Genomic DNA, 18,645 nt, shown 5'->3' with positions numbered 1-18,645 from the left:
AACTCTGCGAGACAGCTTCCAGAACCATATTGCAGAAATGAAAAAAGCACCCGTCAGGTGCTTTTTCCGCGTTCAAGTTTTACTAAAACTTAACCGTAAATATTGGCGCGATCGCGCAGTTCTTTACCAGGTTTAAAGTGAGGAACGTATTTTCCTTCCAGCTCTACTTTATCGCCAGTCTTCGGATTACGTCCGGTACGCGGTGCGCGGTAGTGCAAAGAGAAACTGCCGAAACCGCGGATTTCAATACGCTCGCCCTGCGCAAGAGTCGAGGCCATATGCTCCAGCATCTCTTTTACTGCATCTTCAACCGTCTTGGCGGGAATGTGCGATTGCTGGGTGGCAAGTCTTTCTATCAATTCTGACTTGGTCATGATTCCTCCGGTTCCTTAAAGGCAAATTTAACGGCTGCTGTTGCTGCATTGATTAAGGGCGGCCGTAGCCGCCCTTAGTGCTTGATTACAGGACGAAACCTGCAATCTGTCAAGTAAACTCAGCAAACTTCGGAATAAAAATCCCGAAGAGTCAGAGAATTACTCGCCTTTAGCTGCTTTGAAAGCTTCAGCCATTGCGTTGTTGGAGAAGTTTGCATCTTCCTGTTTGTTAACAGTTGCGATTGCATCTTTCTCGTCAGCTTCGTCTTTCGCACGAACAGACAGGCTGATTGCGCGGTTTTTACGATCAACGCCAGTGAATTTAGCTTCAACTTCGTCGCCAACGCTCAGAACCAGGGTAGCGTCTTCAACGCGGTCACGGGATGCTTCAGAAGCACGCAGGTAACCTTCAACGCCGTCAGCCAGTTCTACGGTTGCGCCTTTAGCGTCAACTGCAGTTACTTTACCGGTTACGATAGCGCCTTTCTTGTTCAGAGCAACCCAGTTGTTGAACGGATCTTCTGCGAGCTGTTTAACGCCCAGGGAGATACGTTCACGTTCTGCGTCAACCTGCAGAACAACTGCAGCGATTTCGTCGCCTTTTTTGTATTCACGAACTGCTTCTTCGCCTGCAACGTTCCAGGAGATGTCAGACAGGTGAACCAGGCCGTCGATGCCGCCGTCCAGGCCGATGAAGATACCGAAGTCAGTGATAGACTTGATTTTACCTTCAACACGGTCGCCCTTGTTGTGGGTTTCCGCGAACTGCTGCCACGGGTTAGCTTTGCACTGTTTCAGACCCAGGGAGATACGACGACGTTCTTCGTCGATATCCAGAACCATAACTTCCACTACATCGCCAACGTTAACAACTTTGGACGGGTGGATGTTTTTGTTGGTCCAATCCATTTCGGAAACGTGTACCAAGCCTTCAACGCCTTCTTCGATTTCAACGAAGCAGCCGTAGTCGGTCAGGTTGGTCACGCGACCAGTCAGTTTGGTACCTTCCGGATAACGTTTAGCGATAGCTACCCACGGATCTTCGCCCAGCTGTTTCAGGCCCAGGGAAACACGGGTACGTTCGCGGTCGAACTTCAGCACTTTAACAGTGATTTCGTCGCCCACGTTGACGATTTCGCTCGGATGCTTAACGCGTTTCCAGGCCATGTCAGTGATGTGCAGCAGGCCGTCAACGCCGCCCAGATCAACGAATGCACCGTAGTCAGTGAGGTTCTTAACGATACCTTTAACTTCCATGCCTTCCTGCAGGTTTTCCAGCAGCTGATCGCGCTCTGCGCTGTTTTCGGATTCGATAACGGCACGACGAGAAACAACAACGTTGTTGCGCTTCTGATCCAGCTTGATTACTTTGAATTCAAGCTCTTTGCCTTCCAGGTGCAGAGTGTCACGCACCGGACGAACGTCTACCAGAGAACCTGGCAGGAACGCACGAATACCGTTCAGCTCAACAGTGAAGCCGCCCTTAACTTTGCCGTTGATAACACCGGTAACAGTTTCAGCATCTTCGTAAGCTTTTTCCAGCGTGATCCAGGCTTCGTGACGTTTAGCTTTTTCACGGGACAGCAGAGTTTCACCGAAGCCGTCTTCTACTGCGTCCAGAGCAACGTCAACTTCGTCACCTACCTGGATTTCCAGTTCGCCCTGGGCGTTTTTGAACTGCTCAGCCGGGATGGCAGACTCAGATTTCAGACCAGCGTCAACCAGTACTACATCTTTGTCGATAGCAACAACAACGCCACGAACGATAGAACCCGGGCGGGTTTCGATTTCTTTTAAGGACTCTTCAAAGAGTTGAGCAAAAGATTCAGTCATGTTTAATCTTCAGGTTTATATTTAACGTCCACCTGGCTCCGTGCCGGATGGGGTTGTTTAACATACCCGCTGTCATTCCATTGCAACGGGGGTACTGCAAATTCGGTCGCTTATGCGAGAGCCAATTTTTGGCGCGCGTAGTGTAACGCTTTTTCAATCACTTGCTCAATGCTTAAGGTGGTGGAATCCAAAACTAAAGCATCGGCTGCCGGAACCAAGGGCGCTACCGCGCGATTACGATCGCGGTCGTCGCGTTCTTTGATCTCGGCCAAAAGGCGCTCAAAGTTAACACTAAAGCCCTTCTCCTGCAACTGTAGCATGCGGCGATGCGCACGTTCTTCCGAGGAGGCGTCAAGGAAAATTTTTACTGGCGCATCAGGGAATACCACTGTCCCCATATCGCGACCATCGGCGATCAAACCGGGTAACTCCCGGAATGCGCGTTGGCGACGCAATAATGCTTCACGAACGCGTGGGAATGCAGCGACTTGTGAAGCAGCATTCGCCACTTCCTGAGTACGAATTTCGCCGCTGACATCTTCCCCTTCGAGGATCACTTCCAGATTGCCATTGGTCGACACAAAACGTACGTCCAGATGGGATGCCAGCGGCACCAGCGCATCTTCCGACGCAACATCAACATGGTGATGTAATGCCGCCAGTGCCAGTACGCGATAAATTGCACCCGAGTCCAGCAGATGCCATTGCAACGCTTCCGCCATAGCCTTACACAAGGTGCCTTTCCCTGCACCGCTTGGGCCATCAATGGTAATAACCGGGGCAATTGCCGTCATCTTTATCTCCTTAAAACAGGCGTACCGTTAACATAACCGCGCGCATTATACGCGTCGGCGCCACAAATCGTTAACGTTGTGTGCAAAAACCAGTTTTGTCTGTATTCAGATGGGGATTTATTGCGCAATTATAGCGGGCTGGCGAAAGACCAGCCCGAAAGATGACAATGATTTACTTACCGGAGGCGATACGATCGCGGATGTGCTGTGCACGCTCTGCTGATGGTGGATGAGAGTCAAACATAGATTGAGTACGACCACCATCCAGGCTGGCCAGTTTTTCAAAGCTACCGACCAGTCCCTGGGTGTTAATGCCACGTTTCTTCAGCAGATCAAAGGAGAAATCATCTGCTTCAGACTCTTTATCGCGGGAGTACTTAGCATTGATAGCGCCTTCTGCGATATCGCCCAGTTGCGAGCGAGAAAGCTGGGAAGCAACACCGCTGGTGGCGGAAATTGCATCACGTGCAGCAACGATCGCATAAGAGGCTTTCATTTCAGCCAGCGAGTGACCCAATGCAACGTGTCCCAGTTCATGACCCAGAACGCCTTCAATTTCGTTGTCGTTCATCATGTCCATCAGGCCACTGTAGACTCGGACACAGCCGTTTGCCATCGCCCATGCGTTAACGTCGCTGGTCATATAAACCTTATAGTTGACCGGCGTACCGTTAATGTTGTTACCCAATGCTTTGGCGATTTTTGCCAGACGTTTACCGTACTTGCTGGATTTGCTTGCAACTTGATTGCCGCTGTCCATTTCGGTACAGCCCTGATTGGCAATGGCTTTTGCATCGGCGTCGCTTAACGTTGCAGCTTTATAGGCATTTAAACCGGAGCTGATAGCCATATTGGTATCAATACCGTGCGTATTTTGACACCCTGTCAGTAGTGCTGCAGAAGTCGCAATCGCCAGCAGTAATTTAGTATTCTTCATGTGAATCATCCGTTGATTAATCATATATAAATATTATGCATCAATAACTTACATTGATAATCGACGTTACCACTGTTCAAAATGACTCACAAGGTCCGAAAAAAAACGCCGGCAATGTGCCGACGTTTTTAGAAAGAAATATTTGTCTATTTATCGCCCGTTATTCAAGCTGGTTGGCTTATCCGCGCCAGTTGTTCGAAGTAATCCGGGAAGGTTTTAGCCGTACATTTGGGGTCAAGAATCGTCACTGGCGTATCTGACAATGCCACCAGCGAGAAACACATCGCCATCCGGTGATCATTGTATGTCGCGATCTCGGCAAAGTTCAGTTTTACCGGTGGAGTTATGCGAATGAAATCGTGCCCCTCTTCAACTTCTGCACCGACTTTACGTAGCTCTGTTGCCATCGCGAACAGGCGATCCGTTTCTTTTACGCGCCAGTTATAAATATTGCGCAGCGTGGTTGTGCCTTTTGCAAATAACGCCGTCGTGGCAATGGTCATCGCCGCATCGGGAATATGGTTCATATCCATATCGATGGCGTTCAGTTCGCCACACGTGCAGGCAATATAATCATCGCCCCAGCTAATGGTCGCCCCCATTTTTTCCAGTACATCAGCAAATCGAATATCGCCCTGCATACTGTTGCGTCCAATGCCGGTCACTTTTACCGTGCCGCCTTTGATTGCTGCTGCTGCCAGGAAGTAAGAAGCTGAAGATGCATCTCCTTCGACCAAATAAGTACCCGGAGACTGATAAGACTGCCCCCCTTTTACGACAAATTGTTGATAGTGCTGATTTTCAATCTCAACACCAAACGTTTTCATCAGGTTGAGCGTGATATCGATATAAGGTTTAGAAACCAGATCACCTTTAATACGAATAACTGTATCTTTCGGCGCAAGAGGCGCAGTCATTAACAGTGCGGTGAGGAACTGGCTGGAAACGGAGCCATCAACGTCAACGTTGCCGCCAGTAAAACCGCCCTGTAAACGCAACGGCGGATAATTATCTTGTTCCAGGTAAGTGATTTTCGCTCCGCCCTGGCGCAACGCATCCACCAGATGACCAATCGGGCGTTCTTTCATACGCGGCTCACCAGTCAGGACAATATCATTGTTTCCCAGACAAAGTGCCGCCGCCAGCGGACGCATAGCCGTTCCGGCGTTTCCAAGAAACAACTCCAGCGAGCTTTCTGCGTGTAATGGACCGCCGTTACCGATGATTTCGCAACGCGTACGATCGGCTGAAAGCGTGTAACTTACCCCTAACGCCGTTAATGCATTCAGCATATGGCGCACGTCATCGCTATCCAGCAGATTAGTTAATACTGTTTTGCCGTGTGCTAATGCCGCCAGCAATAAAGCGCGGTTAGAAACGCTCTTGGAACCGGGCAGATTAATAGTGCCATCGACACGGGCGATGGGGTGCAACGTCAGGGATTCCATGAACTCAACTCTCTACAACAGAAATAAAAACCCCACAGTCTGGCTGTGGGGATTACGCAAAATGTCAGCATTAGCCGTGACGACGTTCGAACTCAACCATGAAGTCTGTCAGTGCTTTAACGCCTTCCAGCGGCATGGCGTTATAAATAGAAGCACGCATTCCGCCGACCACACGGTGACCTTTCAGCGCATGTAAGCCCGCAGCGAAAGACTCTTCGAGGAACAATTTATCAAGCGCGCTATCCACCAACTGGAACGGCACGTTCATCCGCGAACGGTTAGCTTTCGCCACATCATTGCGGTAGAAATCGCTGTTATCAATCACCCCATACAGCAGTTCTGCTTTTTGCTGATTGATCTTATCCATTGCAGCCACACCGCCGTTCGCTTTCAGCCATTTGAAGACCAGACCAGACAGATACCAGGCAAACGTTGGCGGCGTGTTAAACATGGAGTCGTTATCGTTGAGGATGGAATAATCCAGAATCGACGGACAAGCGATATTCGCTTTGCCCAGCAAATCTTCACGAACGATGACGATTGTCAGGCCAGCCGGGCCGATATTTTTCTGCGCGCCAGCGTAAATTACGCCATAACGGCTGACGTCAATCGGACGGGAAAGAATGGTTGAAGAGAAGTCGGCTGCGACCACCACATCTTTGCCGAAGTCTGGCGTTTCGTCGATGGCGATACCATCAATGGTTTCATTCGGGCAGTAATGCATATAAGCAGCATTATCAGAGAGTTGCCATTCGCGCATTGGCTTAACCGCACGCAGACCATCAACAGTCACTTTGGCGTCAAAGACATTAGGCGTGCAGTATTTTTTCGCTTCTTTAATGGCACTTGCCGCCCAGTAACCGGCATCAACATAATCTGCGGTGGTTTTATCACCAAGAATATTCAGCGGTACAGCAGCAAACTGACCGCGACCGCCGCCGTGGCAGAACAATACCTTGTAGTTGGAGGGGATATTAAGAAGATCACGAAAATCCTTCTCGGCTTCCTCTGCAACCTGAATGAACTCTTTGCCACGGTGACTCACTTCCATCACCGACGTACCAAGACCGTTCCAGTCGCGCAGTTCCTGTTGAGCCTGTTTAAGCACCTCTGCCGGTAGCATTGCCGGACCAGAACTAAAATTGAAGATTTGAGCCATTTCCCCTCACCACGTTGCGTTGCTATTAACCCGCGGTCAATCGATTGCGACCACAGGTAATACATTATTCCTGTGGCTATCGGTTTTATCATTCAGTGACACACATCGCAATGAGTAAAACCGTTGAGGGCAAAAATGTGGCTTGCATCACACAAAAGAATCTCTCGGATTATTAGCAAAAAGCCGATGTTTTTACTGTCAGGTCACCCGTTTTGCCCGACTTGCCTTCGTCCATTCTGGATTTGCACAGCGCGGACATAATTGTTTTTCCCCCGCTTTCATATGAATGATTTCACTGCAACGGATGCATGCATAGTCCGCCGACTCCGGCACCACTTTGTAACGCTGAGTACAGTCACTGGGTAAAATAAGTAATCCCGGTTTTACTTTGTCATTCTCAAAGAAATAGACGCTAATTTGCCCGTTGGTTTCGAGAATAGCCAAACGTACCTGCCCCAGTTGTTCCACGCCACGCAACCGTAGTTCCATAAAGAACTCAAATTCCGTCATGTTGGAGTTATTGAGTTTCGACCAGGCCAGCTCGCCATCTTCAATAATGACAACCGGTTTACCTTCCAGCAAATCTTCCAGTTTTTCACTGTGCGCCATCAACCACATCACCAGGCGGTATAACAACGCCAGAGTAATAAAGACGATAAGCACCGGGACCATCGGCACATCATCATAAAACGCCACATCTCCCGCCGCTGATCCCAGCGTCAGAATGATTAAAACTTCAAACAGCGACATCTGCCGCACACCGCGTCTTCCGGTCATTTTGAGGAACAAAAAGACCAGTACAAAGGTATAGAGACTACGTAGTGCAACTTCGCCAAGAAAATCAAAAGGCACTTTATCGAATGCCATACGGTGGAGATCGAACGCCTTCATTTTTATGCTCTTATCGTAGTTTATCCGCTAAAAGCATAGCTAACAGTTCATCAGCGTGGCGGCGGTGATAGCACCTTTGAGATAAAACCCGTATTATTGCGCGCTTTCCGTACGACTAAAGTGATTTTCATGACGCAAACATTTATCCCCGGCAAAGATGCCGCACTGGAAGATTCCATCGCTCGCTTCCAGCAAAAACTCTCCGACCTCGGTTTTCAGATTGAAGAGGCCTCCTGGCTGAATCCGGTACCGAACGTCTGGTCCGTGCACATTCGCGACAAAGAGTGCGCCCTGTGTTTTACCAACGGCAAAGGCGCAACCAAAAAAGCGGCGCTGGCTTCTGCCCTCGGTGAATATTTCGAGCGTCTGTCTACCAACTACTTTTTTGCGGACTTCTGGCTGGGCGAAACCATCGCCAACGGTCCGTTCGTGCATTATCCCAACGAAAAATGGTTCCCACTGACCGAAAATGACGATGTGCCAGAAGGGCTGCTCGATGACCGTCTGCGCGCATTTTACGATCCGGAAAATGAACTGACCGGTAGCATGCTGATTGACCTGCAATCCGGTAACGAAGATCGTGGTATTTGCGGCCTGCCGTTTACGCGTCAGTCCGACAATCAGACCGTTTATATTCCGATGAATATCATTGGTAACCTGTACGTCTCCAACGGTATGTCCGCAGGTAATACCCGCAACGAAGCACGCGTTCAGGGATTGTCGGAAGTTTTCGAACGCTACGTGAAAAACCGCATTATTGCTGAAAGCATCAGCCTGCCAGAGATCCCAGCAGACGTGCTGGCGCGTTACCCAGCGGTGGTTGAAGCCATCGAAACACTGGAAGCAGAAGGTTTCCCAATCTTTGCTTATGATGGTTCGCTTGGCGGTCAATATCCGGTGATCTGCGTGGTACTGTTCAATCCAGCGAACGGTACCTGCTTTGCCTCTTTCGGTGCGCATCCTGATTTTGGCGTTGCACTAGAACGTACCGTGACCGAACTGCTGCAAGGCCGCGGTTTGAAAGACCTGGATGTGTTTACTCCGCCAACCTTCGATGATGAAGAAGTCGCTGAACATACTAACCTCGAAACGCACTTTATCGACTCCAGCGGTTTGATCTCCTGGGACCTGTTCAAGCAGGATGCCGATTATCCGTTTGTGGACTGGAGCTTCTCCGGCTCCACTGAAGAAGAGTTCGCCACGCTGATGGCTATCTTCAAAAAGGAAGATAAAGAAGTTTATATTGCCGATTACGAGCATCTGGGTGTCTACGCTTGCCGCATTATCGTGCCTGGCATGTCCGATATTTATCCGGCTGAAGATTTATGGCTGGCAAATAACGGTATGGGCAGCCATTTACGGGAAACAATTCTGTCACTGCCCGGTAGCGAGTGGGAAAAGGAAGATTACCTGAACCTCATCGAGCAACTGGATGAAGAAGGTTTTGATGACTTTACCCGCGTGCGTGAGCTGCTGGGTCTGGCGACCGGACCGGATAACGGCTGGTACACTCTGCGTATCGGTGAATTAAAAGCCATGCTGGCGCTGGCTGGTGGCGATCTGGAACAGGCTCTGGTCTGGACCGAATGGACGATGGAGTTTAACTCATCAGTATTTAGTCCGGAACGCGCCAACTATTATCGTTGCCTGCAAACGTTGTTATTACTGGCACAGGAAGAAGATCGCCAGCCGCTGCAATATCTGAATGCGTTTGTTCGCATGTACGGCGCAGATGCCGTAGAAGCCGCCAGTGCGGCAATGAGCGGCGAAGCGGCGTTTTATGGGTTGCAACCAGTAGATAGCGATCTGCACGCGTTTGCTGCACATCAGTCGTTGTTGAAGGCCTACGAAAAGCTGCAGCGCGCCAAAGCAGCATTCTGGGCAAAATAAAATCAAATAGCCTACGCAATGTAGGCTTAATGATTCGTCTGAGTTATATTACGGGGCGTTTTTTTAATGCCCCGCTTTACATATATTTGCATTAATAAAATAATTGTAATTATAAGGTTAAATATCGGTAATTTGTATTTAATAAATACGATCGATATTGTTACTTTATTCGCCTGGTGCTCCCTTTTAATTAACTGTTTTAGCGGAGGATGCGGAAAAAATTCAACTCATTTGTTAATTTTTAAAATTTATTTTTATTTGGATAATCAAATATTTACTCCGTATTTGCATAAAAACCATGCGAGTTACGGGCCTATAAGCCAGGCGAGATATGATCTATATCAATTTCTCATCTATAATGCTTTGTTAGTATCTCGTCGCCGACTTAATAAAGAGAGAGTTAGTGTGAAAGCTGACAACCCTTTTGATCTTTTACTTCCTGCTGCAATGGCCAAAGTGGCCGAAGAGGCAGGTGTCTATAAAGCAACGAAACATCCGCTTAAGACTTTCTATCTGGCGATTACCGCCGGTGTTTTCATCTCAATCGCATTCGTCTTCTATATCACAGCAACCACTGGCACAGGCACAATGCCCTTCGGCATGGCAAAACTGGTTGGCGGCATTTGCTTCTCTCTGGGGCTGATTCTTTGTGTTGTCTGCGGAGCCGATCTCTTTACTTCCACAGTGTTGATTGTTGTTGCCAAGGCGAGTGGGCGCATCACCTGGGGCCAGTTGGCGAAAAACTGGCTAAATGTCTATTTTGGCAACCTGGTCGGCGCACTGCTGTTTGTACTTTTAATGTGGCTTTCTGGCGAATATATGACCGCGAATGGTCAATGGGGACTAAACGTCCTACAAACCGCCGACCACAAAGTGCACCATACTTTTATTGAGGCCGTCTGTCTTGGTATCCTGGCAAACCTGATGGTATGTCTGGCAGTATGGATGAGTTATTCTGGCCGCAGCCTGATGGACAAAGCGTTTATCATGGTGCTGCCGGTCGCGATGTTTGTTGCCAGCGGTTTTGAGCACAGTATCGCAAACATGTTTATGATCCCGATGGGTATTGTAATCCGCGACTTCGCATCTCCGGAATTCTGGACCGCTGTCGGTTCTGCACCGGAAAATTTTTCTCACCTGACCGTGATGAACTTCATCACTGATAACCTGATTCCGGTTACGATCGGTAATATTATCGGCGGTGGTTTGTTGGTTGGGTTGACATACTGGGTCATTTACCTGCGTGAAAACGATCACCATTAATGGTTGTCGAAGTACGTAGTAAATAAAAAATCCACTTAAGAAGGTAGGTGTTACATGTCCGAGCTTAATGAAAAGTTAGCCACAGCCTGGGAAGGTTTTACCAAAGGTGACTGGCAGAATGAAGTAAACGTCCGTGACTTCATTCAGAAAAACTACACTCCGTACGAGGGTGACGAGTCCTTCCTGGCTGGCGCTACTGAAGCGACCACCACCCTGTGGGACAAAGTAATGGAAGGCGTTAAACTGGAAAACCGCACTCACGCGCCAGTTGACTTTGACACCGCTGTTGCTTCCACCATCACCTCTCACGACGCTGGCTACATCAACAAGCAGCTTGAGAAAATCGTTGGTCTGCAGACTGAAGCTCCGCTGAAACGTGCTCTTATCCCGTTCGGTGGTATCAAAATGATCGAAGGTTCCTGCAAAGCGTACAACCGCGAACTGGATCCGATGATCAAAAAAATCTTCACTGAATACCGTAAAACTCACAACCAGGGCGTGTTCGACGTTTACACTCCGGACATCCTGCGTTGCCGTAAATCTGGTGTTCTGACCGGTCTGCCAGATGCATATGGCCGTGGTCGTATCATCGGTGACTACCGTCGCGTTGCGCTGTACGGTATCGACTACCTGATGAAAGACAAACTGGCACAGTTCACCTCTCTGCAGGCTGATCTGGAAAACGGCGTAAACCTGGAACAGACTATCCGTCTGCGCGAAGAAATCGCTGAACAGCACCGCGCTCTGGGTCAGATGAAAGAAATGGCTGCGAAATACGGCTACGACATTTCTGGTCCGGCTACCAACGCTCAGGAAGCTATCCAGTGGACTTACTTCGGCTACCTGGCTGCTGTTAAGTCTCAGAACGGTGCTGCAATGTCCTTCGGTCGTACCTCCACCTTCCTGGATGTGTACATCGAACGTGACCTGAAAGCTGGCAAGATCACCGAACAAGAAGCGCAGGAAATGGTTGACCACCTGGTCATGAAACTGCGTATGGTTCGCTTCCTGCGTACTCCGGAGTACGATGAACTGTTCTCTGGCGACCCGATCTGGGCAACCGAATCTATCGGTGGTATGGGCCTCGACGGTCGTACCCTGGTTACCAAAAACAGCTTCCGTTTCCTGAACACCCTGTACACCATGGGTCCGTCTCCGGAACCGAACATGACCATTCTGTGGTCTGAAAAACTGCCGCTGAACTTCAAAAAATTCGCCGCTAAAGTGTCCATCGACACCTCTTCTCTGCAGTACGAGAACGATGACCTGATGCGTCCGGACTTCAACAACGATGACTACGCTATCGCTTGCTGCGTAAGCCCGATGATCGTTGGTAAACAAATGCAGTTCTTCGGTGCGCGTGCAAACCTGGCGAAAACCATGCTGTACGCAATCAACGGCGGCGTTGACGAAAAACTGAAAATGCAGGTTGGTCCGAAGTCTGAACCGATCAAAGGCGACCTCCTGAACTACGATGAAGTGATGGAGCGCATGGATCACTTCATGGACTGGCTGGCTAAACAGTACATCACTGCACTGAACATCATCCACTACATGCACGACAAGTACAGCTACGAAGCCTCTCTGATGGCGCTGCACGACCGTGACGTTATCCGCACCATGGCGTGTGGTATCGCTGGTCTGTCCGTTGCTGCTGACTCCCTGTCTGCAATCAAATATGCGAAAGTTAAACCGATTCGTGACGAAGACGGTCTGGCTATCGACTTCGAAATCGAAGGCGAATACCCGCAGTTTGGTAACAACGATCCGCGTGTAGATGACCTGGCTGTTGACCTGGTAGAACGTTTCATGAAGAAAATTCAGAAACTGCACACCTACCGTGACGCTATCCCGACTCAGTCTGTTCTGACCATCACTTCTAACGTTGTGTATGGTAAGAAAACCGGTAACACCCCAGACGGTCGTCGTGCTGGCGCGCCGTTCGGACCGGGTGCTAACCCGATGCACGGCCGTGACCAGAAAGGTGCAGTAGCGTCTCTGACTTCCGTTGCTAAACTGCCGTTCGCTTACGCTAAAGATGGTATCTCTTACACCTTCTCTATCGTTCCGAACGCACTGGGTAAAGACGACGAAGTTCGTAAGACCAACCTGGCTGGTCTGATGGATGGTTACTTCCACCACGAAGCGTCCATCGAAGGTGGTCAGCACCTGAACGTTAACGTGATGAACCGTGAAATGCTGCTCGACGCGATGGAAAACCCGGAAAAATATCCGCAGCTGACCATCCGTGTATCTGGCTACGCAGTACGTTTCAACTCGCTGACTAAAGAACAGCAGCAGGACGTTATTACTCGTACCTTCACTCAATCTATGTAATTAGATTTGACTGAAATCTTACAGTAAAAAGCGTACAATAAAGGCTCCACGAAAGTGGGGCCTTTTTTAGCAAGAGAGCCTTTTTTGTCAGCTATCTATACTTTAGGGTAACTGCCAAAACAGACTCGACGTAGCCTTCGAGCTGCGCACCAACACGGCCTCAGATGGGCCACATCTGGAGAAACACCGCAATGTCAGTTATTGGTGACATTTTTTGATATCTAATCATATGAAATAAAAGGATTTATTTCTGGTCACGTCCACACATTGACCACATCGACAAAAAAAGCCCCTCGACTGAGGGGCTTTCTGTTTGTAATTACATCCACATAATTTGCTGCCCTGACGGCAATGGGTGCGGCCTTACGGCGTGGACTTCTCCCGGCTTCACGATGTATCGCTGTACCGACTCATAAGTGATGAACGTGGCGCTGCAATTCACGTTCTGACACTGGTGATAACGCTCTTTTGTCGTGTCAGTGATATAGCGGCTTGTACGCGCATGTGCGGCATGCTGGCATAAAGGACAATGAAACATCGCGAGCACCTCTTCCGGTTTTGTTGATGGTGCCATTTTAGTTATTTTATCCTTATAAAACAAATAGATAAAACAACTCATTGCTCATCATCTTCTGTTTCGTACTCCACGTCAGAAAGCCTGACCTCAAGCTCTAAGGACGTCGTGAAGCCGCTATTATTCAGAAAATGTGTCACCTTAGTGATTGTCCAGTCCTGCTCGTCTATGACGCGCTTAAAGCCTGACACTCTGACCGGTGTTTCCGTGTAAATATCAGCACGACCGGTAGCCAGGCTGATGGAGAACTCCGCAACGCCCCGTTGCAGTTTATCCCACTTCGCCTGAGCGGCACGCATGGCCTGCGCTTTCGTGGCATATACCGTGGTCAGGGCAAAAACGTTGTCAGCTTCACCGGCCATGTATTCACCTTCGCGCGCCTCCGGTACTTTTGGCGCTTTCTTCTGCGTGACCGGTTTCGCTTTCGGGTGCTCCAGTGCGCGCAGGTGTTTCTCTTTCTTTTTGCGTTTCAGTTTTACCATCTGCTTTTGCGGTTTCGGGTCTTTGGTGTGTAACCACTTTGCCGTTACACCGGTATAGGCTCCACGGTCAGCAATCGCAAAATGATGACGGTCGCCGTCGCTGCGGGTGATGGTGACCTGCGAGATTTTTTTACCGCTGGCCGTCACCCCCTGCCCCGCTTTGAGAAACAACAGTTTTCCCATTTTTACCGACACCTCGCCGCCGTTGCGTTCAGCAAGACGGGTCAGGAATTTCGCATCAGACTCCTGCGACTGGTCGATGTGCGGGATTTTAATTCCGGCCAGTGGCGGAGCGACACTGGCTTCCAGCTTGTTACGGGAGGCTATCGCCTCAACAATCGCACCGAGTGTGGTGTCATGCCATGAGCCTTCACGGCGGGAATTGAGCGTCCCGCGAAAATCTGCACTCCGGGCGCGGATGGTGACCACATCCGGCGCGCCCCTGTGTTCAACCTCATCAACGGTAAATTTCCCTTTGCATACCAGGGCAAAACCTTTCCAGCCGATATACACCGTCAGGACAGCGCCACGAATCGGCAGCCCGACCTGCCCGTCGGCATCGTTCAGTTCAATATCAAGCTGGTCAGCCTCAAAGCCCCGGTTATCCGTCAGGGTCATGCTCATCAGACGGTCGCTGATATTGCCGGTAATATCCCTGCTGTCGAGCATCAGCATGTAATCCGGCGTCAGCGTACTGCCTGCATCAAATGTCAGCGCATCCAGCATTATCCCGCCCCCGTCATACCCGTGAATCTGGTCGCCATACTGCCAGCCTTACCGATGAGCGATTCCGCCTGTTTACCGATATCGCCATACAGCGCGGCCAGTGATTCATCAACGCGGGTGAGCGACAGCGTAAAATCAATTTTTCGGGGTGTGCCGTCTGCAAAGAAAATACTCCCTGTTTCACTCACCCTGCTGATGACATACATGCCGTAAATCATGCCAGTGCCATCCAGCAACGGCCACGCCCGGCCTTCCTCCGCCATCAGCCTGAGCGTGGTCATCGTCAGCTTTCCGCCGGTCAGTTCGGGATAAAGCACACCGGCAAGCGTGATGTTTTCCTCACCCACACCGAGAAATTGAAAGGCATCCCGTTTGCCGATACGGGAATTTGACGGCCAGCGATAATCTGATTCACGCTGCATGGTCTGGTGTGGCAGCGTCTGGCGCATAAAAACAAACATACCTAACGCGAGCATCATTTTTCGTCACCTCCTTAACCGTCATGCATCATGCTGGCACGGGCGCGCGCACGTTTATCCCGCTCGTATTTTTCGAGCGCATCCTGTAACTGGCGGTCAAGCTGTGTCCCCGGCGCAGTACCACCCGTCAGGCTGATGTGATATTCGTTTTTACTCTGGTCTACATAAGAGCGGCCAGCCGGTGCCGTGACCGGCTGATAAGCCTGATAGCCTGCATAAGAGCTGGTCGCCGGAATATAACCACCGCTGCCATACGTGGCGGCTTGAGTTCTGGCGGCGGTCTGGTCAAGTGTGTCTGACTCTTTGTTGATAACACCGAGTTTTTCCAGTACCCAGTCAATACCGCTGCGCAGTTTGTTGAACGCATTAAGCGGCAGCATCAGCGCGTCAGCCAGTGCCTGCCCGAACAGGACGCCCGTGTCACGGCAACGGTTCAGGGTGTCCTGGGTGGCTTTGACCGGGGCAATCAGGTTTTTAAACCACTGCCACGCGGCCTGTAACTTTTCGCCCAGCCAGTCAAACACCGGCTTAAGTGGCGTGAACAGTTCCCCCACAGGCGCAAATGCCGCTTTCAGCCCTTCTACCACACCGCCAAAGAATGCGCTGACAGGCTCCCAGTATTTACGGATAAGTAACGCCCCGGCGACAATGGCGGCCACCACGGCCACAACCGGCCAGCTAATCGCCCCGATGGCCGTCATAACAGCACTGCCAACCGTCGTGAAGATTGCACCCATTGCGCCTGCTGCCGCGATGATGGCATTGATGCCGGTGATAACCGGCCAGGCTACGAGGCCAATGGCACCGATGACACCAATCAGTGCCAGTGCACCACCGACAATGACGCCGATGGTTGACGCCAGTGATTTGTTTTTCTGGATCCAGCCGTCGAGTTTTAACACATACTTTGTGACCGTCTGCGTGAGCTTACGCAGTGCGCCTTCCTGCTGGTCAAACAGGTCAGTCCCCACAGCCTCATAAGCGGACTGAAACTCCTTAAAGTCACCGCCGAGGTTGTCCTGCATGATTTTAACCAGCTCTTCCGTTTTACCGTCCGAGGCTTTCAGCGTGGCGGTCAGCTTATCCAGTTTTCCGCTTGCTGCCGCTGCCAGTAAAACGTTCGCTGATTTCAGGGCTTCCTCACCAAAAATGGTTTTAAGGTATTCCCCCTTCTGAGACGTTCCCAGCTTGTGTTTATCAAAGCTGGCCTGAATCTCTTTCAGAATGGTGAACAACGGACGCATATTTCCCTTTTTGTCCGAGGTTTTAACGCCAAGCTCTTTGAGTGCATCCCATGCTTTTCCAGTCGGTGCCTGTAATCGGGTGACAACGGCACTACTACCCGTACCCGCCATTGACCCCCTGATGTTATTGTCATGCAGCACACCTGTCATGGCCGCTGCCTGCTCAAGACTTACGCCTGCCGTCCTCGCAACCGGCCCGAGGTAAGTCAGTGCATCACTGAGTCCCTGAAAATCAGCCGCCGACTTATTCATCGTTGCAGACAACACGTCGCCCACATGGCTGACATCATCATTTGACAGTTGAAAGGATGCCTTAGTCCCCAGCAACAGTTGCGCGTTTTCTTCCATCGACCGCTGATTCGCCAGTGCCATATTCAGCGTGACCGGCGTTGCCGCCTGAATAGCCGCAGCATCTCCACCCGCTTTCGCAATGATAATCTGCGCACCGGCCGCATCATCCGCCGAGGCGGCGGTATTATCGCCGAGCTGGCGCGCCTGCTTGCGGAGCGCGGCCATTTCGGCAGAGTCTTTTGCCACTCCGAGCACGGCCTGTAATTCTGAGTTTTTCTGCGCAAACTCATAACCGGGCATCAGCAGCTTAACACCGGCCATCGTTCCCGCCGCCGCAATCCCCGCACCGGCAGCGCCCACTGAGGCCATATTTCCGGCCAGTTCCTTTCCGGCCTGATAACGCTGTTTTACTGCGTTAAGTTTTGCCTGTTGCGCACTGACACGCGCCAGCGCATCACGCTGACGGTTAAGCTGTGCGGTGGTTTCACTGATACGGTTTTTCAGTCCCTGCTCATCATGTGCAAGATTGCGGGTATTAATTCCCACAGCGGCCAGCTCCCGCTGCTGGCGTTTAACGGAATCCGTCAGGCGGTTATATTTCGCCTGTAAGTCCTCCGCCGCACGCTTTGCGGATTCCAGCACTTTCGCCTGAGCACGGGTCGGGCGTTCGGTGTTTTTAAACTGTGTGGCAAGGGCTTCGGCCTCCTGCCGTGCCTTTTCAAGTGCATGACCAGTCACGGCGAGCTGTGCACTGGTCTTGCGGAATCCCTCAATACGGGATGCGTGACCGTTCAGCTCGCGCAGTGATTTTTGTGTTTCCCGGATATCCCCCGACAGCGACTTACTCGCTGTGCGGATGGATTTAAACGGGCGGGATGCCTGGTCAACAGCCCTGAGCAATACCTGTAATTTTACATTGTTACTCATTCGTGTTTCCGCTTCGCCTGAGCGCCTTTTCGCGCCATGTGATGAGTTCGGTCAGGCTCATGGGATACAGTTCTGATGGCGGCCAGTGAAATACCACTGCCACATCCGCCATCAGGTCATCGACCGACAGATTTTTCGGAAACGTCACTGCACCGAGTTCGGCGACAAAAAACCGACCACCTTACCGGCCAGCGCCACAAGGTCAGGCAGTTCCAGCGCGGCGACTTCCTGCTCGGTCAGCATCGGTGCCGTCATGCGCGGCAGCACCTTAATCAGTGCATCGACTTCGGAGTTCGCGACCGCTGCCAGACTGACACCGCGCAGCGTCCCGGCATTAGGTTTCATCAGCGTGACCTGTTCGATAACCTGCTCACCACGTTTAACCGGATTGTCCAGGGTAATGACATTTTCTTTGTTCATGGTTTTCTCACTTCTGAATCAGGGTTAACCGGTCAGCCAGGCTGACCGGATGAAAATCACAGGCCGATATTGCGGCGGTGTTGCTCCAGCCGGTCGACGCCGTTCACCTTCTCAATCATGTTGATGGTGTCGATTTCGACCAGCTCCTTACCGTCCATCGTCAGCCGGAAATAGGTGCAGACCACGGAGATTTTCGACTCGGTGTCTTCTCCCTGTTTACCCTCGCCGGTGTCGATTTCTTTCTGACGTCCACGCATGACCACTTCGACGGCCACCGTTTCGCCGGTATCGTCGCGCTGGTAAGAGCCTGCAAAACGAATCGGCACGGCATCCACACCGGTTGCGGCGTAAAGCTCCCAGATAACCGAATCCGGGAAGCCACCGAGCGACCACTCCATTGACAGCGCATCGTCATCAAGGCCGAGGTCTACCGGTGCGCTGCCGTTCATCCCCGCACCGCGATAGTTTTCGAGCTTACGGGTCAGTTTTGGCAGCGTGACGGACTTTGCAACGCCCTGATAGCTGTAGCCGTTCAGAAAGACGTTCATTAACTTGAGTTTGCGCGGCATTGCCATC

At 50.9% G+C, this 18,645-nt stretch carries 17 protein-coding genes; 3 read left to right on the top strand and 14 right to left on the bottom strand.

Annotation, left to right across the window (positions count from 1 at the left end; genetic code table 11):
* Window positions 1-89: 89 nt before the first annotated feature.
* The 7 genes from ihfB to D9741_RS11575 form a co-directional block, all read right to left on the bottom strand.
* Window positions 90-374, bottom strand: coding sequence for an integration host factor subunit beta (gene ihfB / locus D9741_RS11610; protein WP_000167336.1), 285 nt, complete (start codon window positions 372-374; stop codon window positions 90-92).
* Between the two features lie 159 nt (window positions 375-533).
* Window positions 534-2,207, bottom strand: a complete 1,674-nt coding sequence (gene rpsA / locus D9741_RS11605) for a 30S ribosomal protein S1 (RefSeq protein ID WP_000140327.1) — start codon at window positions 2,205-2,207, stop codon at window positions 534-536.
* 110 nt (window positions 2,208-2,317) lie between these two features.
* Window positions 2,318-3,001 (bottom strand): (d)CMP kinase, encoded by a 684-nt coding sequence (cmk, locus tag D9741_RS11600; RefSeq protein WP_000125014.1) that lies wholly within the window; start codon window positions 2,999-3,001, stop codon window positions 2,318-2,320.
* Window positions 3,002-3,173: 172 nt separating this feature from the next.
* Window positions 3,174-3,938, bottom strand: coding sequence for a metallopeptidase YcaL (gene ycaL, locus D9741_RS11595; RefSeq protein ID WP_130205325.1), 765 nt, complete (start codon window positions 3,936-3,938; stop codon window positions 3,174-3,176).
* Window positions 3,939-4,102: 164 nt separating this feature from the next.
* Window positions 4,103-5,386 carry a 3-phosphoshikimate 1-carboxyvinyltransferase gene (aroA, locus tag D9741_RS11585; RefSeq protein WP_130215747.1) on the bottom strand — a complete coding sequence of 428 codons (1,284 nt, stop codon included), beginning with the start codon at window positions 5,384-5,386 and terminating at the stop codon, window positions 4,103-4,105.
* A 70-nt stretch (window positions 5,387-5,456) separates the two neighbouring features.
* Window positions 5,457-6,545, bottom strand: a complete 1,089-nt coding sequence (gene serC / locus D9741_RS11580) for a 3-phosphoserine/phosphohydroxythreonine transaminase (protein ID WP_130215745.1) — start codon at window positions 6,543-6,545, stop codon at window positions 5,457-5,459.
* A gap of 198 nt (window positions 6,546-6,743) precedes the next feature.
* Entirely contained in the window at window positions 6,744-7,436 is a 693-nt protein-coding gene (locus tag D9741_RS11575) for a DUF421 domain-containing protein (protein ID WP_130215743.1), read from the bottom strand.
* Between the two features lie 129 nt (window positions 7,437-7,565).
* Here D9741_RS11575 and ycaO point away from each other — a divergent pair, with 129 nt between their 5' ends.
* The 3 genes from ycaO (at window position 7,566) to pflB (ending at window position 12,926) form a co-directional block, all read left to right on the top strand.
* The gene (gene ycaO / locus D9741_RS11570) at window positions 7,566-9,326 is read left to right on the top strand and encodes a 30S ribosomal protein S12 methylthiotransferase accessory factor YcaO (protein ID WP_130215741.1); all 1,761 of its coding nucleotides are present in this window, start codon (window positions 7,566-7,568) and stop codon (window positions 9,324-9,326) included.
* Window positions 9,327-9,731: 405 nt separating this feature from the next.
* Window positions 9,732-10,589, top strand: coding sequence for a formate transporter FocA (gene focA / locus D9741_RS23490; protein ID WP_000642546.1), 858 nt, complete (start codon window positions 9,732-9,734; stop codon window positions 10,587-10,589).
* 54 nt (window positions 10,590-10,643) lie between these two features.
* Complete coding sequence (gene pflB, locus D9741_RS11560; RefSeq protein ID WP_001292820.1) at window positions 10,644-12,926, top strand: formate C-acetyltransferase; 2,283 nt, start codon at window positions 10,644-10,646, stop codon at window positions 12,924-12,926.
* Between the two features lie 319 nt (window positions 12,927-13,245).
* On the opposite strand, the gene ogrK is transcribed toward pflB, so the two are convergent.
* From ogrK to D9741_RS11520, 7 genes are all read right to left on the bottom strand, one after another.
* A complete protein-coding gene (gene ogrK, locus D9741_RS11550) occupies window positions 13,246-13,464 on the bottom strand; it encodes a prophage transcriptional regulator OgrK (protein WP_000468308.1) in 219 nt (72 codons plus the stop codon).
* 77 nt (window positions 13,465-13,541) lie between these two features.
* On the bottom strand, window positions 13,542-14,708 hold the full coding sequence (locus D9741_RS11545; protein WP_130215737.1) for a phage late control D family protein: 1,167 nt from the start codon (window positions 14,706-14,708) through the stop codon (window positions 13,542-13,544).
* Entirely contained in the window at window positions 14,708-15,187 is a 480-nt protein-coding gene (locus tag D9741_RS11540; RefSeq protein ID WP_000978897.1) for a phage tail protein, read from the bottom strand. Before D9741_RS11540 ends, D9741_RS11545 begins: the two co-directional genes overlap by 1 nt.
* A gap of 14 nt (window positions 15,188-15,201) precedes the next feature.
* The gene (locus tag D9741_RS11535; RefSeq protein WP_130215735.1) at window positions 15,202-17,649 is read right to left on the bottom strand and encodes a phage tail tape measure protein; all 2,448 of its coding nucleotides are present in this window, start codon (window positions 17,647-17,649) and stop codon (window positions 15,202-15,204) included.
* Window positions 17,642-17,797 (bottom strand): GpE family phage tail protein, encoded by a 156-nt coding sequence (locus D9741_RS11530; protein WP_000143832.1) that lies wholly within the window; start codon window positions 17,795-17,797, stop codon window positions 17,642-17,644. Before D9741_RS11530 ends, D9741_RS11535 begins: the two co-directional genes overlap by 8 nt.
* On the bottom strand, window positions 17,794-18,069 hold the full coding sequence (locus tag D9741_RS11525) for a phage tail assembly protein (protein WP_001031303.1): 276 nt from the start codon (window positions 18,067-18,069) through the stop codon (window positions 17,794-17,796). The genes D9741_RS11530 and D9741_RS11525 overlap by 4 nt, the downstream gene beginning before the upstream one ends.
* Before the next feature lie 56 nt (window positions 18,070-18,125).
* The gene (locus tag D9741_RS11520) at window positions 18,126-18,644 is read right to left on the bottom strand and encodes a phage major tail tube protein (RefSeq protein ID WP_001251408.1); all 519 of its coding nucleotides are present in this window, start codon (window positions 18,642-18,644) and stop codon (window positions 18,126-18,128) included.
* Between the last annotated feature and the right edge of the window lies 1 nt (window position 18,645).

It is taken from the genome of Escherichia sp. E14V7 (assembly GCF_004212225.1).
GTDB lineage: Bacteria > Pseudomonadota > Gammaproteobacteria > Enterobacterales > Enterobacteriaceae > Escherichia.
Note: the sequence above shows the minus strand (reverse complement) of the source record. Positions and strands in the feature narration are given on the sequence as shown.